The sequence below is a fragment of the Corynebacterium durum genome (genome assembly GCF_030408675.1).
In the GTDB taxonomy this organism is placed as follows: Bacteria; Actinomycetota; Actinomycetes; order Mycobacteriales; family Mycobacteriaceae; genus Corynebacterium; species Corynebacterium durum.
Window position 1 is genome coordinate 671,681 of record NZ_CP047200.1, and the last position, 16,462, is coordinate 688,142.

Consider the following 16,462-nt stretch of genomic DNA (forward strand, 5'->3'; position numbering starts at 1 on the left):
CTTATCGACGCCGTGCTGGTTACCGCCCCAGAACTGCCTGCGGTACACAATGTGGGGATATGTGGTCCTTTACAATGGGATAAATGCCCCTGACCGTAAAGAAGGAAGCACCCATCACATGACGGAGCTCGCCGCAGAATTAACCCCGGCTCAACGCTTTGAACAGGATGCGTTGCCGCTGCTAGACCAGCTATACGGCGGAGCGCTTCGCATGACCCGCAACCCTGCCGACGCGGAGGATCTTGTCCAAGAAACCTACGTGAAGGCGTTTCAGGCGTTCGAACGCTTCAAACCGGGGACAAACTTAAAAGCGTGGCTGTACCGCATCATGACCAACACCTACATCAACTCCTACCGCAAAGCACAGCGGCGACCCTCACAATTACCCACGGAAGAGATCACTGATTACCAGCTGCTTTCCCACGCGTCCCATGATTCCTCCGGCTTGGAGTCTGCAGAAGTCGAGGCGTTGAAACTGCTGCCGGACTCCCAAATCACCGAGGCATTGAACCAGCTCAGCGAAGACTATCGCATGGTGGTGTACTACTCCGATGTGGAGGGGCTGCCCTACAAAGAAATCGCCGAAATAATGGACACGCCACTCGGTACTGTGATGAGCCGCCTTCATCGTGGAAGAAAACAGCTCCGTGATCTGTTAAAAGAAGTAGCGCACGAACAAGGCATCGGACTGGACTACGAGAAGGGCGGCACAAAATGAGCACTGGAGCCGAATCCTGCCACTGCGGTTGCGACGATGTATACCGTTCAGTGTTTGAGCTTCTCGACACCGCCGATGAACTGACACCACAACGCCGCAGCGAACTGCAACATATCTTCGACACCTGTCCACACTGCTTTGAAAAACTGGGCCTGGAACAGGAAGTTCGCGCCATGCTGCGACGCTGCTGCTCGACCACCGCGCCGAGGGCACTTCGCGAGAGGATCACCATCTCCATCCGTGTCACGCGCACTGACGGCTGAGGGGAGAAGAAGTAGTATACGAGCCTCTGGAGTTTTGCTGTGATTCCACAGTGTGGGTTCGACCCGCGCACAATGTGCTTATGCTCAAGCACGAAAATGGGGTGTTTTTCGGCTTGGAGATAAGCACACTTTACGTGCTTGTCATATAGGTCCATCGCTGGGCTCGAAAACGGGGTGTTTCCGTACCTGGCGGTGGACCTATCTTTATGCAAAAAGTTTGCACTAACGGTGTTCAAGGCTTTCCCACTCGCCGCGCTCTATCACGCTGCCATTTTTCCAGGGGTTTTTGACAGTTTGATAGATCATCGCCAGTCACACAGCCGTAGCACTCTATCAAACTGCCCGCTCCCGCACAGTGTGTATACCGCCAAGGCCCAACAACACCTTTGACCGGAGCGTATACACACTTCACGCCACACCCCACACACAAGTAAACCCCCGAACTGTGTGCACAATTCGGGGGTTTGCGATGTTTTAAGAGTTGGGGCGTTTGCCGTGGTTTGCCTTCTTCTTGCGGCGGTCCTTGCGCTTGCGTCCACGCTTGCTCATGTTGTGCTCCTTTATCCGAAACCGGGGTGTGTCAACCGACAACAACCATATCGTGACAACCTTATCGTGTTGTCAGTGTGCCGTTCCAATCGGCAGCCAAACCGTCGGGTCCAGCATCGCTGGTAGCGCGATCGGGTTAGACGGCTGCGCGGGTGCGGCCGCGGCCGCGGTTCTTGCGGCGCTTGAGAGCACGACGCTCGTCCTCGCTCATGCCGCCCCATACGCCGGCATCTTGGCCGGTTTCCAGTGCCCATGCGAGGCACTGGGAGGTGACGGGGCACCGGTTGCACACCATTTTTGCGGTGGCAATCTGTGCGAGAGCGGGGCCGGAGTTACCGACCGGGAAGAACAGCTCAGGGTCTTCGTCGCGGCAAACAGCCTTGTGGCGCCAGTCCATGTACATTCTCCTTTTCAATTTTTAAAACTAACGGGCTGGTGGCGTGGTTGAGCAGAACTACCCAGATGCTTTGTGGCAGGGGAAGCCAATGGAATGCCGTAAGGCGGATGAGTAGTGGTTCTCTGGTGGCATTAAGTATGGACTTAATGCCGCGCCTGAATCGTGTCCGTTCAAATGTCGGACATCTTTGCTACCGACAAATCATGACACGCGCCTCGCTGCTTGGCTAGGGTTTCGGTAACAAATGTGTTGCAATTCACAAATTTAAGTGCGCGTGGCTTAGTCGATAAGGGCAAAAATAAGAGAACTTGCTACTCTGCTTCTATGTTTTTATTGCCCGATTGAGCTGCAGAAATGACGAAAAAAATATAGTGAGTACCTAAAAACTGTTTTAGTCAAACCAGTGGTATGTGACATGCCGGAAAGCGTTGCAGAAATGATACAAAAGGGCGGTCAGACCCATCGGATAGACTGTGTTTTTGTGAACAGCGCTCCACATGACCAAACCAGCGGCCACGCCAGCACTATCCCTCCAGAACCTGTCCGTTGGGCTGGGATGCTTGGCATCGGTGAAAGCCTCGCAGGCATTGCTTATGCCGTGTTTTTGGTGGTGTATAACGCGTTTTTCTCCCACGATGTGGGCGCGGTGTTCAGCGAGCAGGGGCGTGGCCCCCTGCTGGGATACGGGACCGCCGTTTTCTTTTTTGTCATTTTTGGCGTTGTCGCGTTTGCGGGCGTGAACATGCTTCGGGGTAAACGCTGGGGGCGCGGTCCGGTGATTATGCTGCAGATGCTGCTGCTCCCCATTGCGTATTACATTTTTTCCGCTGGGCAGTGGTTGTGGGCCATTCCGGTCGGGGTGATCGCGCTTGTCGGTTTGGGGTTGTCTTTTCATCCCCGTTCACTGGCGTGGGCTGCACAAACATACTAAACAATCACAACAAGAACCCTAGTTAAGCGCCACGTAGGTGTCATCGCGTTGTTCGATGATGGTGTGGCCTGCCTGGTTGAGGGAGACGGGGCCGTCGTAACCCTGGCGGTCGACGGGGATGACGCGCAGGATTTTTCCGGTGTTCCAGTCGGCGACAGCGATGCCTTCGCGGTTGGGGTAGAGCAGCTGTCCGCCCACGGCGATGCCGGTGCCTAGGGCACCTTCGAAGATGTGGGAGATGAGTAGGTTTTCTGGTTCGAAAAGGTAGAGGCGTTGGCCGTCGAACCAGCTCATGTGGTGCGGCAGGTCTGCGATCTGGGGTGTGTCGACTCCGGTGCGGTCGTCGTGGTGGGTGGGTGCAGTGCCGTCGAGAAGCGGGGAGCTGGGGACGGTCGCTGCGTTGAGTTCCTTGCCTTGCTGGTTGAAGCTTGTGATGCGCGCGGTGCCTGCGGGGGTTGTGGGGGTGTAGACGGCGGCTGCGGTCTGCCCGATGGACACAAGCGTGGAGTGTGGTTCAAGGTCAATGGATTGTTTGATTTCTGGCTGCCGGGAATCTTCTGGCGTGGTGCCCATGAAACGCAAGGCTACCCCGTTTGTGATGGAGTCGGGGCAGCGGTCGGTGATAGCGAGGAGTTCCATGCGGGTCAGCGCAGAGGTAAGAGCGCAGTCAGGATGGGGTTGCTGGTCGGCTTCCTGGGGTGCTTCGACGTGCCCATATTCGATGGTGCGCACGAGGTCGCTGCGCCACAGTTCGAGGCGGTCGCGGCTGAGGGTTCCCACGGCGCTGTTGGAGCTGATGGGCACTGTATTAAAGCTGTTGATGGCACTCCGCGTTGCCTTATATGTGCCGGTGTTTGCGTTTATAGCAACAACATCGCCGCAGCCGACATTGGTGTTGTAGGTGGCGATCACGGATTCAAAGGCGACGGACAGCGAGCAAAGCTGGTCATTATCGCGGTGGTAGGTCCATACGCGTTCCCCGGTTGTGGGATCAAGCGCGTGCACATCACCACCGTCTGGTTGGATCAGTAGCCCCGCGACGCTCAAGGGGCGGTGTAGCCCGGTGATGGGGTCGACGGTCACCCTCCAGCTTTCGCTCAGCCTATCCGGTGCCTGCACAAGGGGGTCGGTGGCAGTGAAGGTGCCGTCCGCCGGGGTGAGCTCGGCCTTCCGGATCGGCGCAGTCAGCCACACAACCGACACCGCGAACACGGTAAGAAAGCACAGCACACTCGCCGCGATGATGTCCGCTCGGCTTCGCTGGAGGATAGGGGCCTTGGTCATGCTTAACTCCTCCGTCGCGGGTCTGCTTTTCGACGTCCCGACCGCCCCTCTTTCCGTCCACCTCGCGCTAGGCTACGGGCTTGTGCTGGGCGTGTGACCATCGCGCCGCCGAAGACTTTACGGGCGGGTCCCACGGTGGCGGATGCGGATTCGGGGATGTCCAGGGCGTCGAAAAGCTCGGGTGAGGTGGAGAACCACTGTGGAGGTTCCGGGTTGTCGAGGTTCAGCTCGCTGTTGATCAGTTGCCATTTAGGCAGTTCGTCGTAGCCAACGAGGGTGACAGCGGTTCCTGTGTGCCCGGCGCGGCCTGTGCGCCCGATGCGGTGGACGTAGGTCATTTCATCATCGGGGGTTTGGTAGTTGATCACGTGTGTAACGTCGTCAATGTCAATGCCGCGGGCGGCAACATCAGTGGCCACAAGGATCTCAATGTCGCCGCTTCGGAAGGCGGTGAGTGATTTTTCGCGGGCGGGCTGGCCCATGTCACCGTGGACCGCGCCGACGAGAAAGCCGCTTGCGGCAAGGTCGTTGGCAAGCTCGGCGGCGGAGCGTTTAGTGCGCGCAAAGATAATGGTTTTGCCGCGCCCTTGAGCTTGGAGGATGCGAGAGACCACAGCAACTTTGTCCATGCGGTGCGCTTGGAAGACCACTTGTCGGATGTCCTGGTTGGTTTGTGCAGCGTCGGGTTCTTCAGCGCGGATGTGCACTGGCTTGTGCATGAAGGTGCGCGCGAGGGTGACAATGGGTCCCGGCATGGTCGCGGAAAACAGCATGGTTTGGTGCTTGTGGGTGAGTGCCTTGAGGAGCTTCTCAATGGCGGGGAGGAAACCGAGGTTGAGCATTTCGTCGGCTTCATCAAGCACCAGAATGGCCACTTGGTCGAGGGTGAGGGAGCCGCGCTGGTACAGGTCGAGGAGCCTGCCGGGGGTACCCACCACTACGTCAATGCCTTTGTCTAGGGCGTTGATTTGCTCTTCGTAGGGGCGGCCGCCATAGATGGTGAGGATGCGCACGGGAAGGTTTTTGGCGGCGCGGTGAAGGTCATCGGCGACTTGGATGGCCAGTTCGCGTGTGGGGGTTACCACGAGTGCGCGGGGTGTGCCATCGAGTTCGGCGATGTCCGCGCTGTCGAAGATGCGGTCAAGGAGCGGCACTCCAAAACCCAAGGTTTTTCCCTGCCCGGTGCGGGCTTGTCCGATAAGATCAATACCGTCGAGGGCGAGGGGAAGGGTGAGTTCCTGAATGGCAAAGGTGTGCTGGATGCCGAAGCTGTCGAGGGCATCGGTAATCTCAATGGCGACGCCGAGTTGCGCGAATGTCGGAGTGCTGCTTTGTTTGGACACGCCATAATACTATCGTTGCCTCACTATGATAGGGGAAAACCCTATCATTGTTGTTGATCTCAAGGAGAAAAGTATGGACATAAGAATCGGTTTTGTTGACAGTGGCCGGGAGCTGGCCATCACTGGCGTGGAGCGCGTCTCGGGCGTGTCCGTCAGTCAGCAAAGCGAGGCCGTCGCGCTTATTGATGGCGCGATGGAAAATGATGCTGCAGTCGTGGAATTTACTGATAACAAGGGGCGTCGTTACCTGGTGCGGTCAAAGCAGATCGCGTTTGTTGAGGTCGATAACGATACTCCACGTACCGTAGGATTTGCCGGATAGTGTCTTCCTCTGAACCGTTGCTTGTGCGCTTCGCCCGTGACTACGGGTGGCGTGCCTATGCGATCCCGGCGTTAGTGGTCATTACGCTGTGGGTTCTCGTTGATGTCTTCATTATGCCGGATAATGGAGCCATCTCTTCACAAATGCAAGCTGCGTCAACGGCAAATGATGGTGGAGAAAACGCGACCAGTCAGCCCGAAGGACCCGACCCTGCGAAAGCTGATCGTGGGGCCCAGCTTCCCGTTGGTGATCTTCCCCCGGGTGGAAGTTTCACGGAAACAGGTCAGGGCACATATCACCTGGTTCCTGGCACGATGCCGAAGGTGGGGGCTGGGGATGAACGTACCTTTAAGTACGTCATTGAGGTCGAAGACGGGGTGGACACTTCTGTCTACGGTGGGGACGATTCCTTTGCCAAAATGGTTGATGCCACACTGTCCAACCCCAAGAGCTGGACGCATGACCGCAAGTTTGCGTTTGAACGTGTAGACCCTGCGGTGGTGTCTAACCCTGATCTGCGCATCCAACTGTCCTCACCCGCCGCCACTCACGCGGCGTGCGGTTCGGATATTGCCATGGAGACCAGCTGTTTCACCTCCGAGGGAAACCGTGTGGTGTTAAATGAATCCCGCTGGGTCCGCGGCGCGACCACGTTCCAGGGGGACCTGGGCCTGTACCGCCAGTACCTGATTAATCACGAAGTGGGGCACTCCATTGGGTATGCCAAACATGAGCCGTGCGGTGGTCAAGGGCAATTGGCCCCGGTGATGATGCAGCAAACCCTTAATTTGAATAATTCCGAGTTGTACAAAATTGACCCGGGTGAAGTGTATCCAGACAATAATCTCACCTGTTCATTGAATCCGTGGCCATACCCATTTGCGTAATTGCATAACACTCTAAGCCTCCGTGCTGGCAATGATGAAACTGCTGGCTACGGGGGTTTTGTTGTCTTGTCAGCGTATTTTCTATGGGTTTTGTTGTTAAGTGGGGTGCATTGTTCACACCATCACTGACGGTGGGTACGCTAACGGGCATGAGTGTGATTCCTGAGCATGTGCGTGTCGCTTTCCAGGTGGTGGAGGGGACCCCCATTCCGCTGTCTGCGGCCTGGGATCGAGGCTACAGGGTTGGGCAGCTGGCCCTCTCTGAAGTGGCGGATTCGGAGGTGGCTGCGTGGTCGGCAAAGGTTAGAGAAAGCCTGCAACCTGAAGGGCTGCGTATCGCTCGACCCGTTCGGACCACTGATGGCCGCTACCTGATGGCAGGATGGCGTGCCTCGCATTATGTTGACGGTGCTGTGGCCAAGCGTGTCGATGAAACTGTTGGCGCTGCCCTCCGGCTTGCCGACGCCCTGGCATCCGTTGAGGTTCCCAACTTCGCCGTCGCCCACGTGACCAAGCAGGCATCGCCGAAGGACAACTTTGTTCTTGCTGACCGAGCAGCCTGGTCCGAAGACCCTACCCTCATGCTCAACACAACAGTTCCGCCCGAGGTGCAGGCCACCGAAAAATGGGCGTGGGCACTGGATTTCAGCAATCGTCTGCGCCACAGTTGGCAGCCTATCGACGCCCCCGACCAGGTCGGTCATGCCGACATGCTCGCCACCACCATTTTCCACGGCACCCAGGCGCCGGTGGTGACCGACATTGTGGGAGTGGCCCACCCCCACGGGTACACGGCGGCGCAGGTGATGGTGGACGGCCTCATAGCCGGAGTTGTCGACGAGCGCATCACCGACCGCTTCTCCCATCTCCCTGACAATGACCAGCTCATGCTGCGCGGCCTCCTCTACCGTATCTATATTCACGCACTCAGCGAGGAACATGACGAAACAGTGCGCGCCACCATGGAAGACGTTGCCGACCTGCTCATCGCCCGCATCGGCAAGGATGCATAAGGGCTTGCTGCCAACACAGTGCGTCGCTTATGGGTCTAGCGCAGTGTGCTTATCATGTAGGTCCACTGCCAGGTACGCAAGCCCTCCTCTACACCGCGCCACCACACACCAATTCGATGTCGTGTGAGGGCTGTGCCTGTCCCGCGTGTCACAATGTAGGGCATGACCGACAGTGAACCAGCCCAGCGTTTCGGAGTGCCGCCTCATCCACAGGTTCGCTTGGTAAGTCGACCCGCATCGGTACCCCCGCATACGTGGCAGGGCCAGGCGGCAGAACTGGTGGCCGCAGCGGAGAGTTCCGCGCGGTCGGGGGTGTGGCGCGTCACGGGTGTTGCGGGGTCGGGAGTCACGTCGCTACTGGTAGATGCCCTCACGGCACGCCTGGGTAGTGGCGCGCCAGCGTCGTCGGTGTGTGTGATTGCCACGTCAAAGGAATCAGGGGGCAGGCTGCGCCGCGTGTTGGCGGAGCGTGCGTCTCAGCTAGAAAACTCTCACTATGTAGCGGAGGGGACATTGGTGCGGTCGGTGCATTCGTTTGCGTTTGCGATTGTGCGGGCGGCGTCGATACGCGCGCAGAAACCGGCACCCCGGTTGATCACAGGCGCGGAGCAGGATGCGGTGATTCGGGAGTTATTGTTGGGGCATGCCGCGGACGGCAGGGGGGAATGGCCGCCGGAGCAGCGGGAGGCGTTGCGAATGGTGGGTTTCGCCAGGCAGTTGCGTGATTTTTTGTTGCGTGCCGTGGAGCGTGGTGCTGGACCGGAGGATGTGGAAGAGCTGGGTCGTCGCTATGACCGCCCCCTGTGGGTGAGTGCTGGTGCTTTTCTGCGGGAGTATGAGCAGACGATGGCGTTGAGCGGGGCGCATAGTTTGAACGCGTCGGAACTTGTGACCGCCGCGTTGGAGGCATTGTCCCTGGATCCGGGGCTGTTGACTATGCTGCAGGAGCAGTGGGAGACGGTGATGGTAGACGATGCCCAGCATTTGGATCCGCAGTCGGCACGTTTGGTGAGCCTGTTTCTGCCCAGCGCCAAGCTGGGGGTTATTGCGGGGGATCCAGCTCAGTCGGTGTTTCGTTTCCGTGGTGCCCGGCCGGAGTTTTTGACCAAGTATCCCGCCAACCATGAGGTGGTGCTCAATACATCATTCCGGCATCCAGAGGATTGTTCAGTTGTGGTGGCCCCCACGGCTTCGGAGCATGCCCTGGTGGTGGCCAATCGTGTGCGGCGCGCGCACCTGTTGCATGGGGTGCCGTGGTCGGACATTGCGGTGATTGTACGTTCTGTGCGTCAGCTTGCTGGGGTGCGCCGGGCATTGCTGCTGGCTGGCGTGCCGGTACATCTTGATCCGACGGATGTGGTGTTGGCGGAGCAACGCATTGTTGCGTCCATGATGTTGGGCGTGCGGGCGCTGACGCAGCCACTGAATTCTGCGGAGCTGGAGGAACTGGTTCTTGGCCCTATTGGTGGTGCGGATCCGGTGACGCTGCGTCGCTTGTATCGGGGGTTGCGTCAGGCGGAGATGATGCGGGGTGGTTCCCGGCGCGCGGTGCAGGTGTTGGCGGATCTGGTGTTGCCAACATCGTGGCGTGGCACCCCACCAGAGGAGCGCGCCACTGAGTATGAGGACGCGACGGCGCGGCTGACGGAACGCGAAGTAGACGTGCTCACGCGCATCCGCGCTGTCCTGGACGCTGGTTTTCAGTCGCGCGCTGCGGGGGATAGCGTGGAGATGATTTTGTGGTCGTTGTGGGAGGCCACGGGTCTGTCGGATCGCCTCATGGCCGCGAGTTTGCGCGGAGGTGCGGCCGGTTCGCAGGCTGACCGGGACGTGGATGCGATGATGTCGTTGTTTGACGCAGCGGGTGACTATGTTGAACGCCGCCCCACCGCCAGTATTGAAAGTTTTGTTCGACATATTGCAGAGCAGCAGTTACCCACTGGTTCACGCGATCGCCGTGGGGTTCTCCCGGATGCGGTTCGAGTGTTGACGGCGCATGCTGCGGTGGGCCAGGAATGGCACACAGTGGTGGTTGCGGGTGTGCAGGAGGGCACGTGGCCGACACTGGGGGAGACGGGGTCATTGTTTGGCCAGGAGGAGCTCGTGGATGTACTGGACGATGGCATCGATCCAAACATTCCCATCTCCCGGTCGGTGGAACGTTTGGCCGAGGAGCGTCGCCTGTTCCGCTTAGCGACGTCGCGGGCCACAGGTTCCCTGTTCGTCACCGCGGTGGACGCCCCAGATGCGGAGGACGCGTTGGAGCCTTCTCGTTTTCTGGAAGAATTGTGCTCGGAGCGAGGCATTGAGGCTGAGCGCGTTGAGGAGCAGGAAACCTCCATCGCAGGTACCCCGGGTGGTCGGCACGATCGCCGGTTGTTGTCCACGACGGCGATTGTGGCGGAATTGCGTCGCGTGGTGTGCGACCCGGCGGAGCGGCCGCTGCGCAGAGAGCAGGCGGCACGCCAATTGGCCCGACTTGCCCGCGCCGGGGTGTACGGCGCGGATCCTGAGGACTGGTGGGGGATGCGGGGGGCGTCGACACGCGAACCTTTGCAGAAGCCCCGACGGTCGGTGCAGTTGTCGCCGTCACGGATCGAGTCAACGCTGCGTTGCCCATTGCGGTCGGTGCTGGACCGGTTGGTTGATGATGCGGATACGCCGATCCATATGGTGCGGGGCACGCTGGCGCATGGGTTTGCGGAGGCGATTGCGCGCGGCGCGGACAGTGACGCAGCGAGTGCGTTGGTGTATGAGGCGTACGCTGGGTTGCTGGATGTTCCTGTGTGGCAGCGGGATACGGCGCTGCGGGAGTGGGACACGCTGATCGATAATCTGGAGCGGTGGCTGGAGAATACTCGTGGCCAGTTTGAGCAGGTGGGGGTGGAAATGGACATGCGGGTGAGCGTCGGCACCACGGAGAGCGGCGCTCCGCTGCGCATCAAAGGGCGCATGGATCGGCTGGAACGCAACAACGACGGTGAGCTTGTGGTGGTCGATGTGAAAACAGGCTCGTCTAAGCCTGCACAGAAGAACATGGGTGAGCATGCGCAGCTGTCGGCGTACCAACTGGCGCTGTCGCGGGGTGTCGTGGACGGTGACAGTGTACGAGATCCCTATCCTGGGGAAACGCCCGATTCCGTGGGCGGTGGCGTATTGGTGTACCCCAGTGCCACAGATGTTGGAAAGTACACAACCCGGGAGCAAGCCGCAAAAACCCCCGAAGAACTGGAGGAACTGGCCGCCATACTGCCCGGGGTGGCGGCGGCGATCCGAGGGCCCGCGCTGACGGCCATTGTCAACGACAATTGTGATAACTGTCGGCTGCAGTCCATCTGCCCCGCCCAACCGACCGGAAGGATGCTCACCAATGGCTCGTAACCCCATTTCCCCGGCATTATTGTCGCGGTGGCTGGGCCAAGAGCATCTGCCCACGGAGCAGCAAGCCGATGTGATCGGTGACCAGCCCGGCCCGCTGCTGGTGGTGGCAGGTGCGGGGGCCGGGAAAACCGAAACCATGGCGGCCCGTGTGGTGTGGCTCGTGGCCAATGGTTTTGCCACGCCCGACCAAATATTGGGGCTGACGTTTACCAAAAAGGCTGCGCAGCAGCTTTCCCAACGCATCCGCGCGCGCCTGGCCACCCTGGCGGGAATCCCTCGGCTTGCAGACCTTGATCCCACGGGTGAATTGCAGACAAACCTGCAGGCCATCACCCCCACGGTCTCCACCTACGACTCCTACGCCGGGCGCATCGTCGGCGAGTACGGGCTGCTTCTCCCCGTGGAACCATCCTCCCGCATGATCACCACCGCCGAGCTGTACCAAATCGCCTGGGACGTGGTGGGAAACTACACGGGGCATGTCGATGCAACCGTCACGCATGGCACCGTCACTGACCGTCTCATCTCCCTGGTCAGCGAGATGGACGGCCACATGGTTAGCGCAGCCGACATCGAAGCCGAAACAGAGCCGTTTGTCCGCTTGTTTGACGAACTCCCCAAAGGCCCCCGGCAGCGCGACAAACTCAACGCCGCCATGCTAAAAATCCGGGATACTCAGCTCGCCCGACTCGACTATCTTCCCCTTGTACGACAGCTGAAAGAGGAGATGGCGGAACGCGGGGTCATCACCTTTGGTGAGCAAATGTCCCTGGCCGCAACAGTAGCGCAGCGGCATCCCGTGGTGGGGCGCAGCCAGCGGCAACGCTTCCGTGTGGTCATGCTCGACGAATACCAAGACACCAGCCACGCCCAGCGTGTGCTGCTCAGCAGCCTTTTCGGGGCGCCTACACGGGCGGGCGCGCCAGATACCGCCCCTGACGTCACCGTCACTGCTGTGGGCGACCCCATGCAAGCCATCTACGGCTGGCGCGGAGCCACCTCAGCGAACCTGGAACGTTTCGTCACCGACTTCCCTCAGCATGCCGAGACTCCCACCCCAGCGCCGAAAAAAGAGCTGACCACCAGCTGGCGCAACCCCGGCCTCGTTCTCGACTGCGCCAACACGGTATCCGAACAAGTGCTGGGACCTGCGGGAAGCCCCACACGCACGGTGCAGCCCCTCACCCCGCGTCCCGGCGCGGGCGACGGTGAGGTGGCTCTGGGGTGGTTTCCCACCCGCGACGAGGAACGAGCCTGGGTGGCCCGCTGCCTCGCCGACGAGTTTCACGCCTACCGCGAGCGCGGGGAGAAATTCACGGGTGCGGTGCTGGTGCGCAAAAATGCGGACTCCGGCCCCATCGCTGCGGAACTTCGGGCGTTGGGAATCCCCGTGGAAATTGTGGGTTTATCTGGGCTTCTCGACATTCCAGAAGTCGCCGACATGGTTGCCTGTGCCACCATCCTCATCTCTCCACAAAACACCGCCGCCGCTCTCCGCCTGCTGTGCGGGCCTCACTGTAACCTCGGCATCGCTGACCTGCAGGCACTGTACAAGCGTTCCCGAACACTCGCCGCCCGCGTCACCACCCCCGAAGACACCACAGAACAACCCACGCTTTTCGACATCCCGGCAGACGACCCCGATGCCACCAATCCCACTGACCCGCTCGAACACCTGAAACACATCATCGACGACGCCACCTCCACCGTCCCCGAAGCTGCCGTCGGGCTTGGCGACGCCCTCGGTGACCTCGGGGAACCCGAAGCCTACAGCCCCGAAGGCTATCGCAGGCTCAGCGAACTCTCTGCGGAACTTCGGCACCTGCGCACCCGTAGCCTCACGCAGCCGTTGCCTGACCTTTTCGCCGACATTGAACGCGTCCTGGGAATCCGCACGGAAGTGCTCGCCAGGGAAAACCCGCAGGCAGACGGCGCAGCCGGTACCGTTCACCTCGACCGCTTCCACGAAGAAGTAGCACAGTTTTCCACCATCCCCGGCTCAACCCTTGCATCGCTTCTTGATTATTTTCGGCTTGCTCGCACCCATGACCGTGGTCTCGCGCCGGGCGAGGTGCGGGTGAAGGGGGATTGCGTGCAGATCCTCACTGTGCATAAGGCGAAGGGCCTGGAGTGGAAGGTCGTGGCGGTGTTGCACGCAGATAACGTCACCTACGCGGATACCACCACCCCCGGCCAGCAGTTGAAGGTCCCAACGTGGCTGTCGGATGTGACTCAGATTCCCTCAACGCTTCGTGGCGATGCCCAGGAACAGGAGGGCGACATGGTGGGCAGCCCGGTGCTGGACGTGTCCGAGGTGGAGGATCGCAAGCAGTTTGAGGTGGCGATGAATGAACATAAGGCCGCCTTCAAGGAAGCAGCGATTGAAGAGGCCAGCCGCCTGTTTTATGTGGCGCTGACTCGAGCGGAAAAAACCTTGTGCGTCACGGCGTCGGAAAGCAACGACAAGGGGGGTAAGGCCAAGCCGTATTCCATGCTGGATTTGTTGCGTAAGCGGCAGCCCGATTCTGTGGAGCAGTGGTGGGATGAGAGCAATGCCGATGCTGAGTTAGCAGAAGCGCCTGATGTTTCCCCTGCGACGGGTGTGTTTCCCCAAGATTTTTTGGGGGAGCGTCGTCCTGCGGTGGAGCAGGGGGCGGAATTGGTGCGGCGCGCTATGCAGCAGTTGCCCACTCCCAGCGCTGATAACGATGTGGAGGCGTTGTGGGAGGAGGAAGTCACGGCACTCATTGAGGAGCATGAGCGCATGAAAGCCCCGGTGGTGGACGTGCCGCTGGGGCAGGAGCTGACGGCGTCGGACGTGGTGTCCATCGCGCGCAACCAGGAGCAGTACGCCCGTAGGCTGCGACGTCCCGTGCCGTTTAAACCCAACGCATACGCCAAGCGTGGTACGGCCCTGCACCAGTGGCTGGAGGACTATTTTGGCGCGAGTTCCCTGCTTGATGAGGATGAACTGCCAGGTTTTGGGGAGGACGAGGATCCGCAGGGGGCTGAGCTTGAGCGTCTGAAAAAGGCATTTCTGGCAAGCCAGTGGGCGGACCGCACCCCGACCCATGTGGAGCAGCCGTTTGAAATTGTTGTCGGTGGTCGAGTGCTGCGCGGGCGCATGGATGCGGTGTTCCATGAGGGTGACGATCCCGAGGCCGGGTGGATGGTCGTGGACTGGAAGACGGGCCGACCCCCGGAAGGCCAGGAGATGCGGGCAGCGGAGATTCAGTTGGCGGTGTACCGTGTCGCGTGGGCGCAATTGCTGTCACACACGCTGGGGCGTAGCGTTAATCCAGATGCTGTTCGAGCTGCGTTTCATTACATTGCTTCAGATCGCACCTTTGAACCCAGTAGACTACCTAACGCCGAGGAGCTAGCTGACTTGCTTGATATTAAGGCTCCGCAGCAGACAGCTCAGCCATCGGCATCTGGCCCAGCAACCCCGGATTCGCCACAGACGCAGACACAGAGGAGGAACGATGCGTGATGCTTTCCGTGAGCGCCTCCAAAGTGACACGGAGCTTGATGATCTCCCTGATCACGCGCTACTGAATATCATCCAGATTCCCAGGGAGCGGCAGGTCAGTCCTTGGGCGTTGATTACCCGGCGCGTTTTCTACGCGTTGCTGTTGCTCACCGGGGTGTCGTTGCTGGTGTACCTGGATAAGGATGGCTACAACGAGCCGCTTACTTTCATTGATGCGGTGTATTACTCCGCCGTGTCGCTGTCCACCGTTGGATATGGTGACATTACTCCGGTGACCCAAGAGGCGCGTTTGATCAACATTATTCTGATCACGCCGATCCGAATTGCGTTCCTGATTTTGCTGGTCGGTACGACCTTGTCGGTGCTGACGGAAGAGACGCGACGTACGTTGCAGATTCAGCGTTGGAGGAAAAGAATGCGTAATCACACTGTTGTGGTGGGATACGGTACTAAAGGTCGTTCCGCTGTGTCAGCGCTGCTGGCCGATGGAGTGCACCCCAGCCAGATTGTTGTGGTGGACACTGACACACATTCGCTTGACATGGCTGCTGGTCAGGGTTTGGTCACGGTGCATGGCTCAGCTACTAAGGCTGATGTGCTGAAACTTGCAGGTGTGACGCGTGCCCGCGCGGTGGTGGTCGCTCCGAACATGGATGATACGGCGGTGTTGGTCACGTTGTCGGTGCGTGAGATTGCGCCGAGCGCGACGGTTGTGGCGAGTGTGCGCGAGTCGGAGAATCTGCATTTGCTGAAGCAGTCGGGTGCAGATTCAGTGGTTATTTCCTCCGAGACGGCGGGTCGAATGCTGGGGTTAGCCACGGTCACCCCGTCGGTGGTGGAGATGATGGAGGATTTGCTTTCCCCAGGCGAGGGGTTCTCCATTGCGGAACGCCTGGTGGAGGCCGACGAGGTTGGGGCGAACCCCCGGCATTTGGCTGACATTGTGTTGGGTGTGGTGCGTTCCGGTGAGCTGTACCGCATCGATTCGCCGGAGGCAGAAACCGTGGAGCCCGGTGACCGGCTGCTATATGTTCGCCGCGTGTTCCGTGAGGACCTTGAGGACCAGGCACGTGGCTAGTATCCCCGAGTTTTACGCCTGTGTTAGCCCAGCTGACCAGGTGCTGTGCACCGCAACTGGCGATGGTGTGCTGTGGCTTGATGCTGATACTGCCCGCACGCTGGGGGCAGACCTGACGGCCCGCGTGCTTATCGACGCCCCGGACTCCCGCAGGTGGGCCGTGCGCGCACCGCTGCTGAGTGGTCCGGAGGGGACGCCGGATGGCGGGGTACTGCTAACTCCCCGTGACGTGGTCTTTCATGGGGATGTGGCCCAACTGGTGTATCGCGCGGTGGCGCTGCTGAGGCATCGGGAACGGTACCGCTTTGACCCCATGGACGGAACTCCGCTGACCTACGCGGATTCCGGGGAGTATGCAACGGGCGAATCGGGGCATCAGGTGTTTCCGCGCATTGACCCTGCGGTGATCGGCATTGTGGAGCACGCAGAATCACAACGCATTTTGCTGGGGTCGAATGCCACGCGTCCGGAGTACTTTTCCCTGGTGGCGGGTTATGTGTCGGTGGGCGAGACCCTGGAGCAGGCGTTTGTGCGTGAAGTGATGGAGGAGACGGGGCGTCGTGTAGCGGACGTGCGCTATGTTTCCAGTCAGCCGTGGCCGCTGGGGTCGTCGCTGATGATGGGTTTTCACGGCTACAGCACAGACTTAGATGCCATTGCTCCCACCGACGGTGAGTTGGCTGAGGTGCGGTGGCTCAGCGCTCCGGAAATCCTGGACGGGGTGGTGAAGTTGGCGCCGGCGGGGTCGATCGCACATCACCTGATATATTCGTGGGCACATGCGCAAGCTGCACAAACATAAG

General features: G+C 59.9%; 14 protein-coding genes. 10 read left to right on the forward strand and 4 right to left on the reverse strand.

What is annotated here, in order from left to right:
- The first annotated feature begins 118 nt into the window (after nucleotides 1–118).
- Entirely contained in the window at nucleotides 119–718 is a 600-nt protein-coding gene (locus tag CDUR_RS03115) for a sigma-70 family RNA polymerase sigma factor (RefSeq protein ID WP_179418952.1), read from the forward strand.
- Entirely contained in the window at nucleotides 715–981 is a 267-nt protein-coding gene (gene rsrA / locus CDUR_RS03120; RefSeq protein ID WP_179418953.1) for a mycothiol system anti-sigma-R factor, read from the forward strand. The genes CDUR_RS03115 and rsrA overlap by 4 nt, the downstream gene beginning before the upstream one ends.
- A gap of 474 nt (nucleotides 982–1,455) precedes the next feature.
- Here the strand turns inward: rsrA and CDUR_RS12955 are convergent, their stop codons facing one another.
- Nucleotides 1,456–1,530 (reverse strand): 50S ribosomal protein bL37, encoded by a 75-nt coding sequence (locus CDUR_RS12955; protein ID WP_011274008.1) that lies wholly within the window; start codon nucleotides 1,528–1,530, stop codon nucleotides 1,456–1,458.
- 136 nt (nucleotides 1,531–1,666) lie between these two features.
- The gene (locus tag CDUR_RS03125; RefSeq protein WP_040359724.1) at nucleotides 1,667–1,927 is read right to left on the reverse strand and encodes a WhiB family transcriptional regulator; all 261 of its coding nucleotides are present in this window, start codon (nucleotides 1,925–1,927) and stop codon (nucleotides 1,667–1,669) included.
- Between the two features lie 481 nt (nucleotides 1,928–2,408).
- On the opposite strand from CDUR_RS03125, the gene CDUR_RS03130 reads away from it, so the two are divergent.
- Complete coding sequence (locus tag CDUR_RS03130) at nucleotides 2,409–2,858, forward strand: hypothetical protein (protein WP_179418954.1); 450 nt, start codon at nucleotides 2,409–2,411, stop codon at nucleotides 2,856–2,858.
- Nucleotides 2,859–2,876: 18 nt separating this feature from the next.
- Here CDUR_RS03130 and CDUR_RS03135 read toward each other — a convergent pair whose 3' ends face one another.
- Both CDUR_RS03135 and CDUR_RS03140 read right to left on the reverse strand, forming a co-directional pair.
- Nucleotides 2,877–4,142 carry an Rv3212 family protein gene (locus CDUR_RS03135; protein WP_179418955.1) on the reverse strand — a complete coding sequence of 422 codons (1,266 nt, stop codon included), beginning with the start codon at nucleotides 4,140–4,142 and terminating at the stop codon, nucleotides 2,877–2,879.
- Nucleotides 4,143–4,144: 2 nt separating this feature from the next.
- Complete coding sequence (locus tag CDUR_RS03140) at nucleotides 4,145–5,485, reverse strand: DEAD/DEAH box helicase (protein WP_179418956.1); 1,341 nt, start codon at nucleotides 5,483–5,485, stop codon at nucleotides 4,145–4,147.
- Nucleotides 5,486–5,558: 73 nt separating this feature from the next.
- Here CDUR_RS03140 and CDUR_RS03145 point away from each other — a divergent pair, with 73 nt between their 5' ends.
- The 7 genes from CDUR_RS03145 to nudC all read left to right on the forward strand — a co-directional run bounded on the left by CDUR_RS03145 (nucleotide 5,559) and on the right by nudC (nucleotide 16,461).
- Nucleotides 5,559–5,807, forward strand: a complete 249-nt coding sequence (locus CDUR_RS03145) for a DUF3107 domain-containing protein (RefSeq protein ID WP_040359728.1) — start codon at nucleotides 5,559–5,561, stop codon at nucleotides 5,805–5,807.
- Complete coding sequence (locus tag CDUR_RS03150; protein WP_179418957.1) at nucleotides 5,807–6,694, forward strand: DUF3152 domain-containing protein; 888 nt, start codon at nucleotides 5,807–5,809, stop codon at nucleotides 6,692–6,694. Before CDUR_RS03145 ends, CDUR_RS03150 begins: the two co-directional genes overlap by 1 nt.
- Nucleotides 6,695–6,843: 149 nt before the next feature.
- Nucleotides 6,844–7,707 (forward strand): TIGR02569 family protein, encoded by an 864-nt coding sequence (locus tag CDUR_RS03155; RefSeq protein ID WP_179418958.1) that lies wholly within the window; start codon nucleotides 6,844–6,846, stop codon nucleotides 7,705–7,707.
- Between the two features lie 162 nt (nucleotides 7,708–7,869).
- Nucleotides 7,870–11,088, forward strand: coding sequence for an ATP-dependent helicase (locus tag CDUR_RS03160; protein WP_179418959.1), 3,219 nt, complete (start codon nucleotides 7,870–7,872; stop codon nucleotides 11,086–11,088).
- Nucleotides 11,078–14,581 carry an ATP-dependent helicase gene (locus CDUR_RS03165; RefSeq protein ID WP_179418960.1) on the forward strand — a complete coding sequence of 1,168 codons (3,504 nt, stop codon included), beginning with the start codon at nucleotides 11,078–11,080 and terminating at the stop codon, nucleotides 14,579–14,581. The genes CDUR_RS03160 and CDUR_RS03165 overlap by 11 nt, the downstream gene beginning before the upstream one ends.
- A complete protein-coding gene (locus CDUR_RS03170; protein WP_179418961.1) occupies nucleotides 14,574–15,659 on the forward strand; it encodes a potassium channel family protein in 1,086 nt (361 codons plus the stop codon). The genes CDUR_RS03165 and CDUR_RS03170 overlap by 8 nt, the downstream gene beginning before the upstream one ends.
- Entirely contained in the window at nucleotides 15,652–16,461 is an 810-nt protein-coding gene (gene nudC, locus CDUR_RS03175) for an NAD(+) diphosphatase (RefSeq protein WP_179418962.1), read from the forward strand. Before CDUR_RS03170 ends, nudC begins: the two co-directional genes overlap by 8 nt.
- Nucleotide 16,462: the final 1 nt, after the last annotated feature.

What these genes read in the sequence shown, in the direction of transcription:
- CDUR_RS03115 (WP_179418952.1), top strand. Translation starts at nt 119, where the DNA reads ATGACGGAGCTCGCCGCAGAATTAACCCCGGCTCAACGCTTTGAACAG.
- rsrA (WP_179418953.1), top strand. Translation starts at nt 715, where the DNA reads ATGAGCACTGGAGCCGAATCCTGCCACTGCGGTTGCGACGATGTATAC.
- CDUR_RS03125 (WP_040359724.1), bottom strand. Translation starts at nt 1,927, where the DNA reads ATGGACTGGCGCCACAAGGCTGTTTGCCGCGACGAAGACCCTGAGCTG.
- CDUR_RS03135 (WP_179418955.1), bottom strand. Translation starts at nt 4,142, where the DNA reads ATGACCAAGGCCCCTATCCTCCAGCGAAGCCGAGCGGACATCATCGCG.
- CDUR_RS03145 (WP_040359728.1), top strand. Translation starts at nt 5,559, where the DNA reads ATGGACATAAGAATCGGTTTTGTTGACAGTGGCCGGGAGCTGGCCATC.
- CDUR_RS03155 (WP_179418958.1), top strand. Translation starts at nt 6,844, where the DNA reads ATGAGTGTGATTCCTGAGCATGTGCGTGTCGCTTTCCAGGTGGTGGAG.
- CDUR_RS03160 (WP_179418959.1), top strand. Translation starts at nt 7,870, where the DNA reads ATGACCGACAGTGAACCAGCCCAGCGTTTCGGAGTGCCGCCTCATCCA.
- CDUR_RS03165 (WP_179418960.1), top strand. Translation starts at nt 11,078, where the DNA reads ATGGCTCGTAACCCCATTTCCCCGGCATTATTGTCGCGGTGGCTGGGC.
- CDUR_RS03170 (WP_179418961.1), top strand. Translation starts at nt 14,574, where the DNA reads ATGCGTGATGCTTTCCGTGAGCGCCTCCAAAGTGACACGGAGCTTGAT.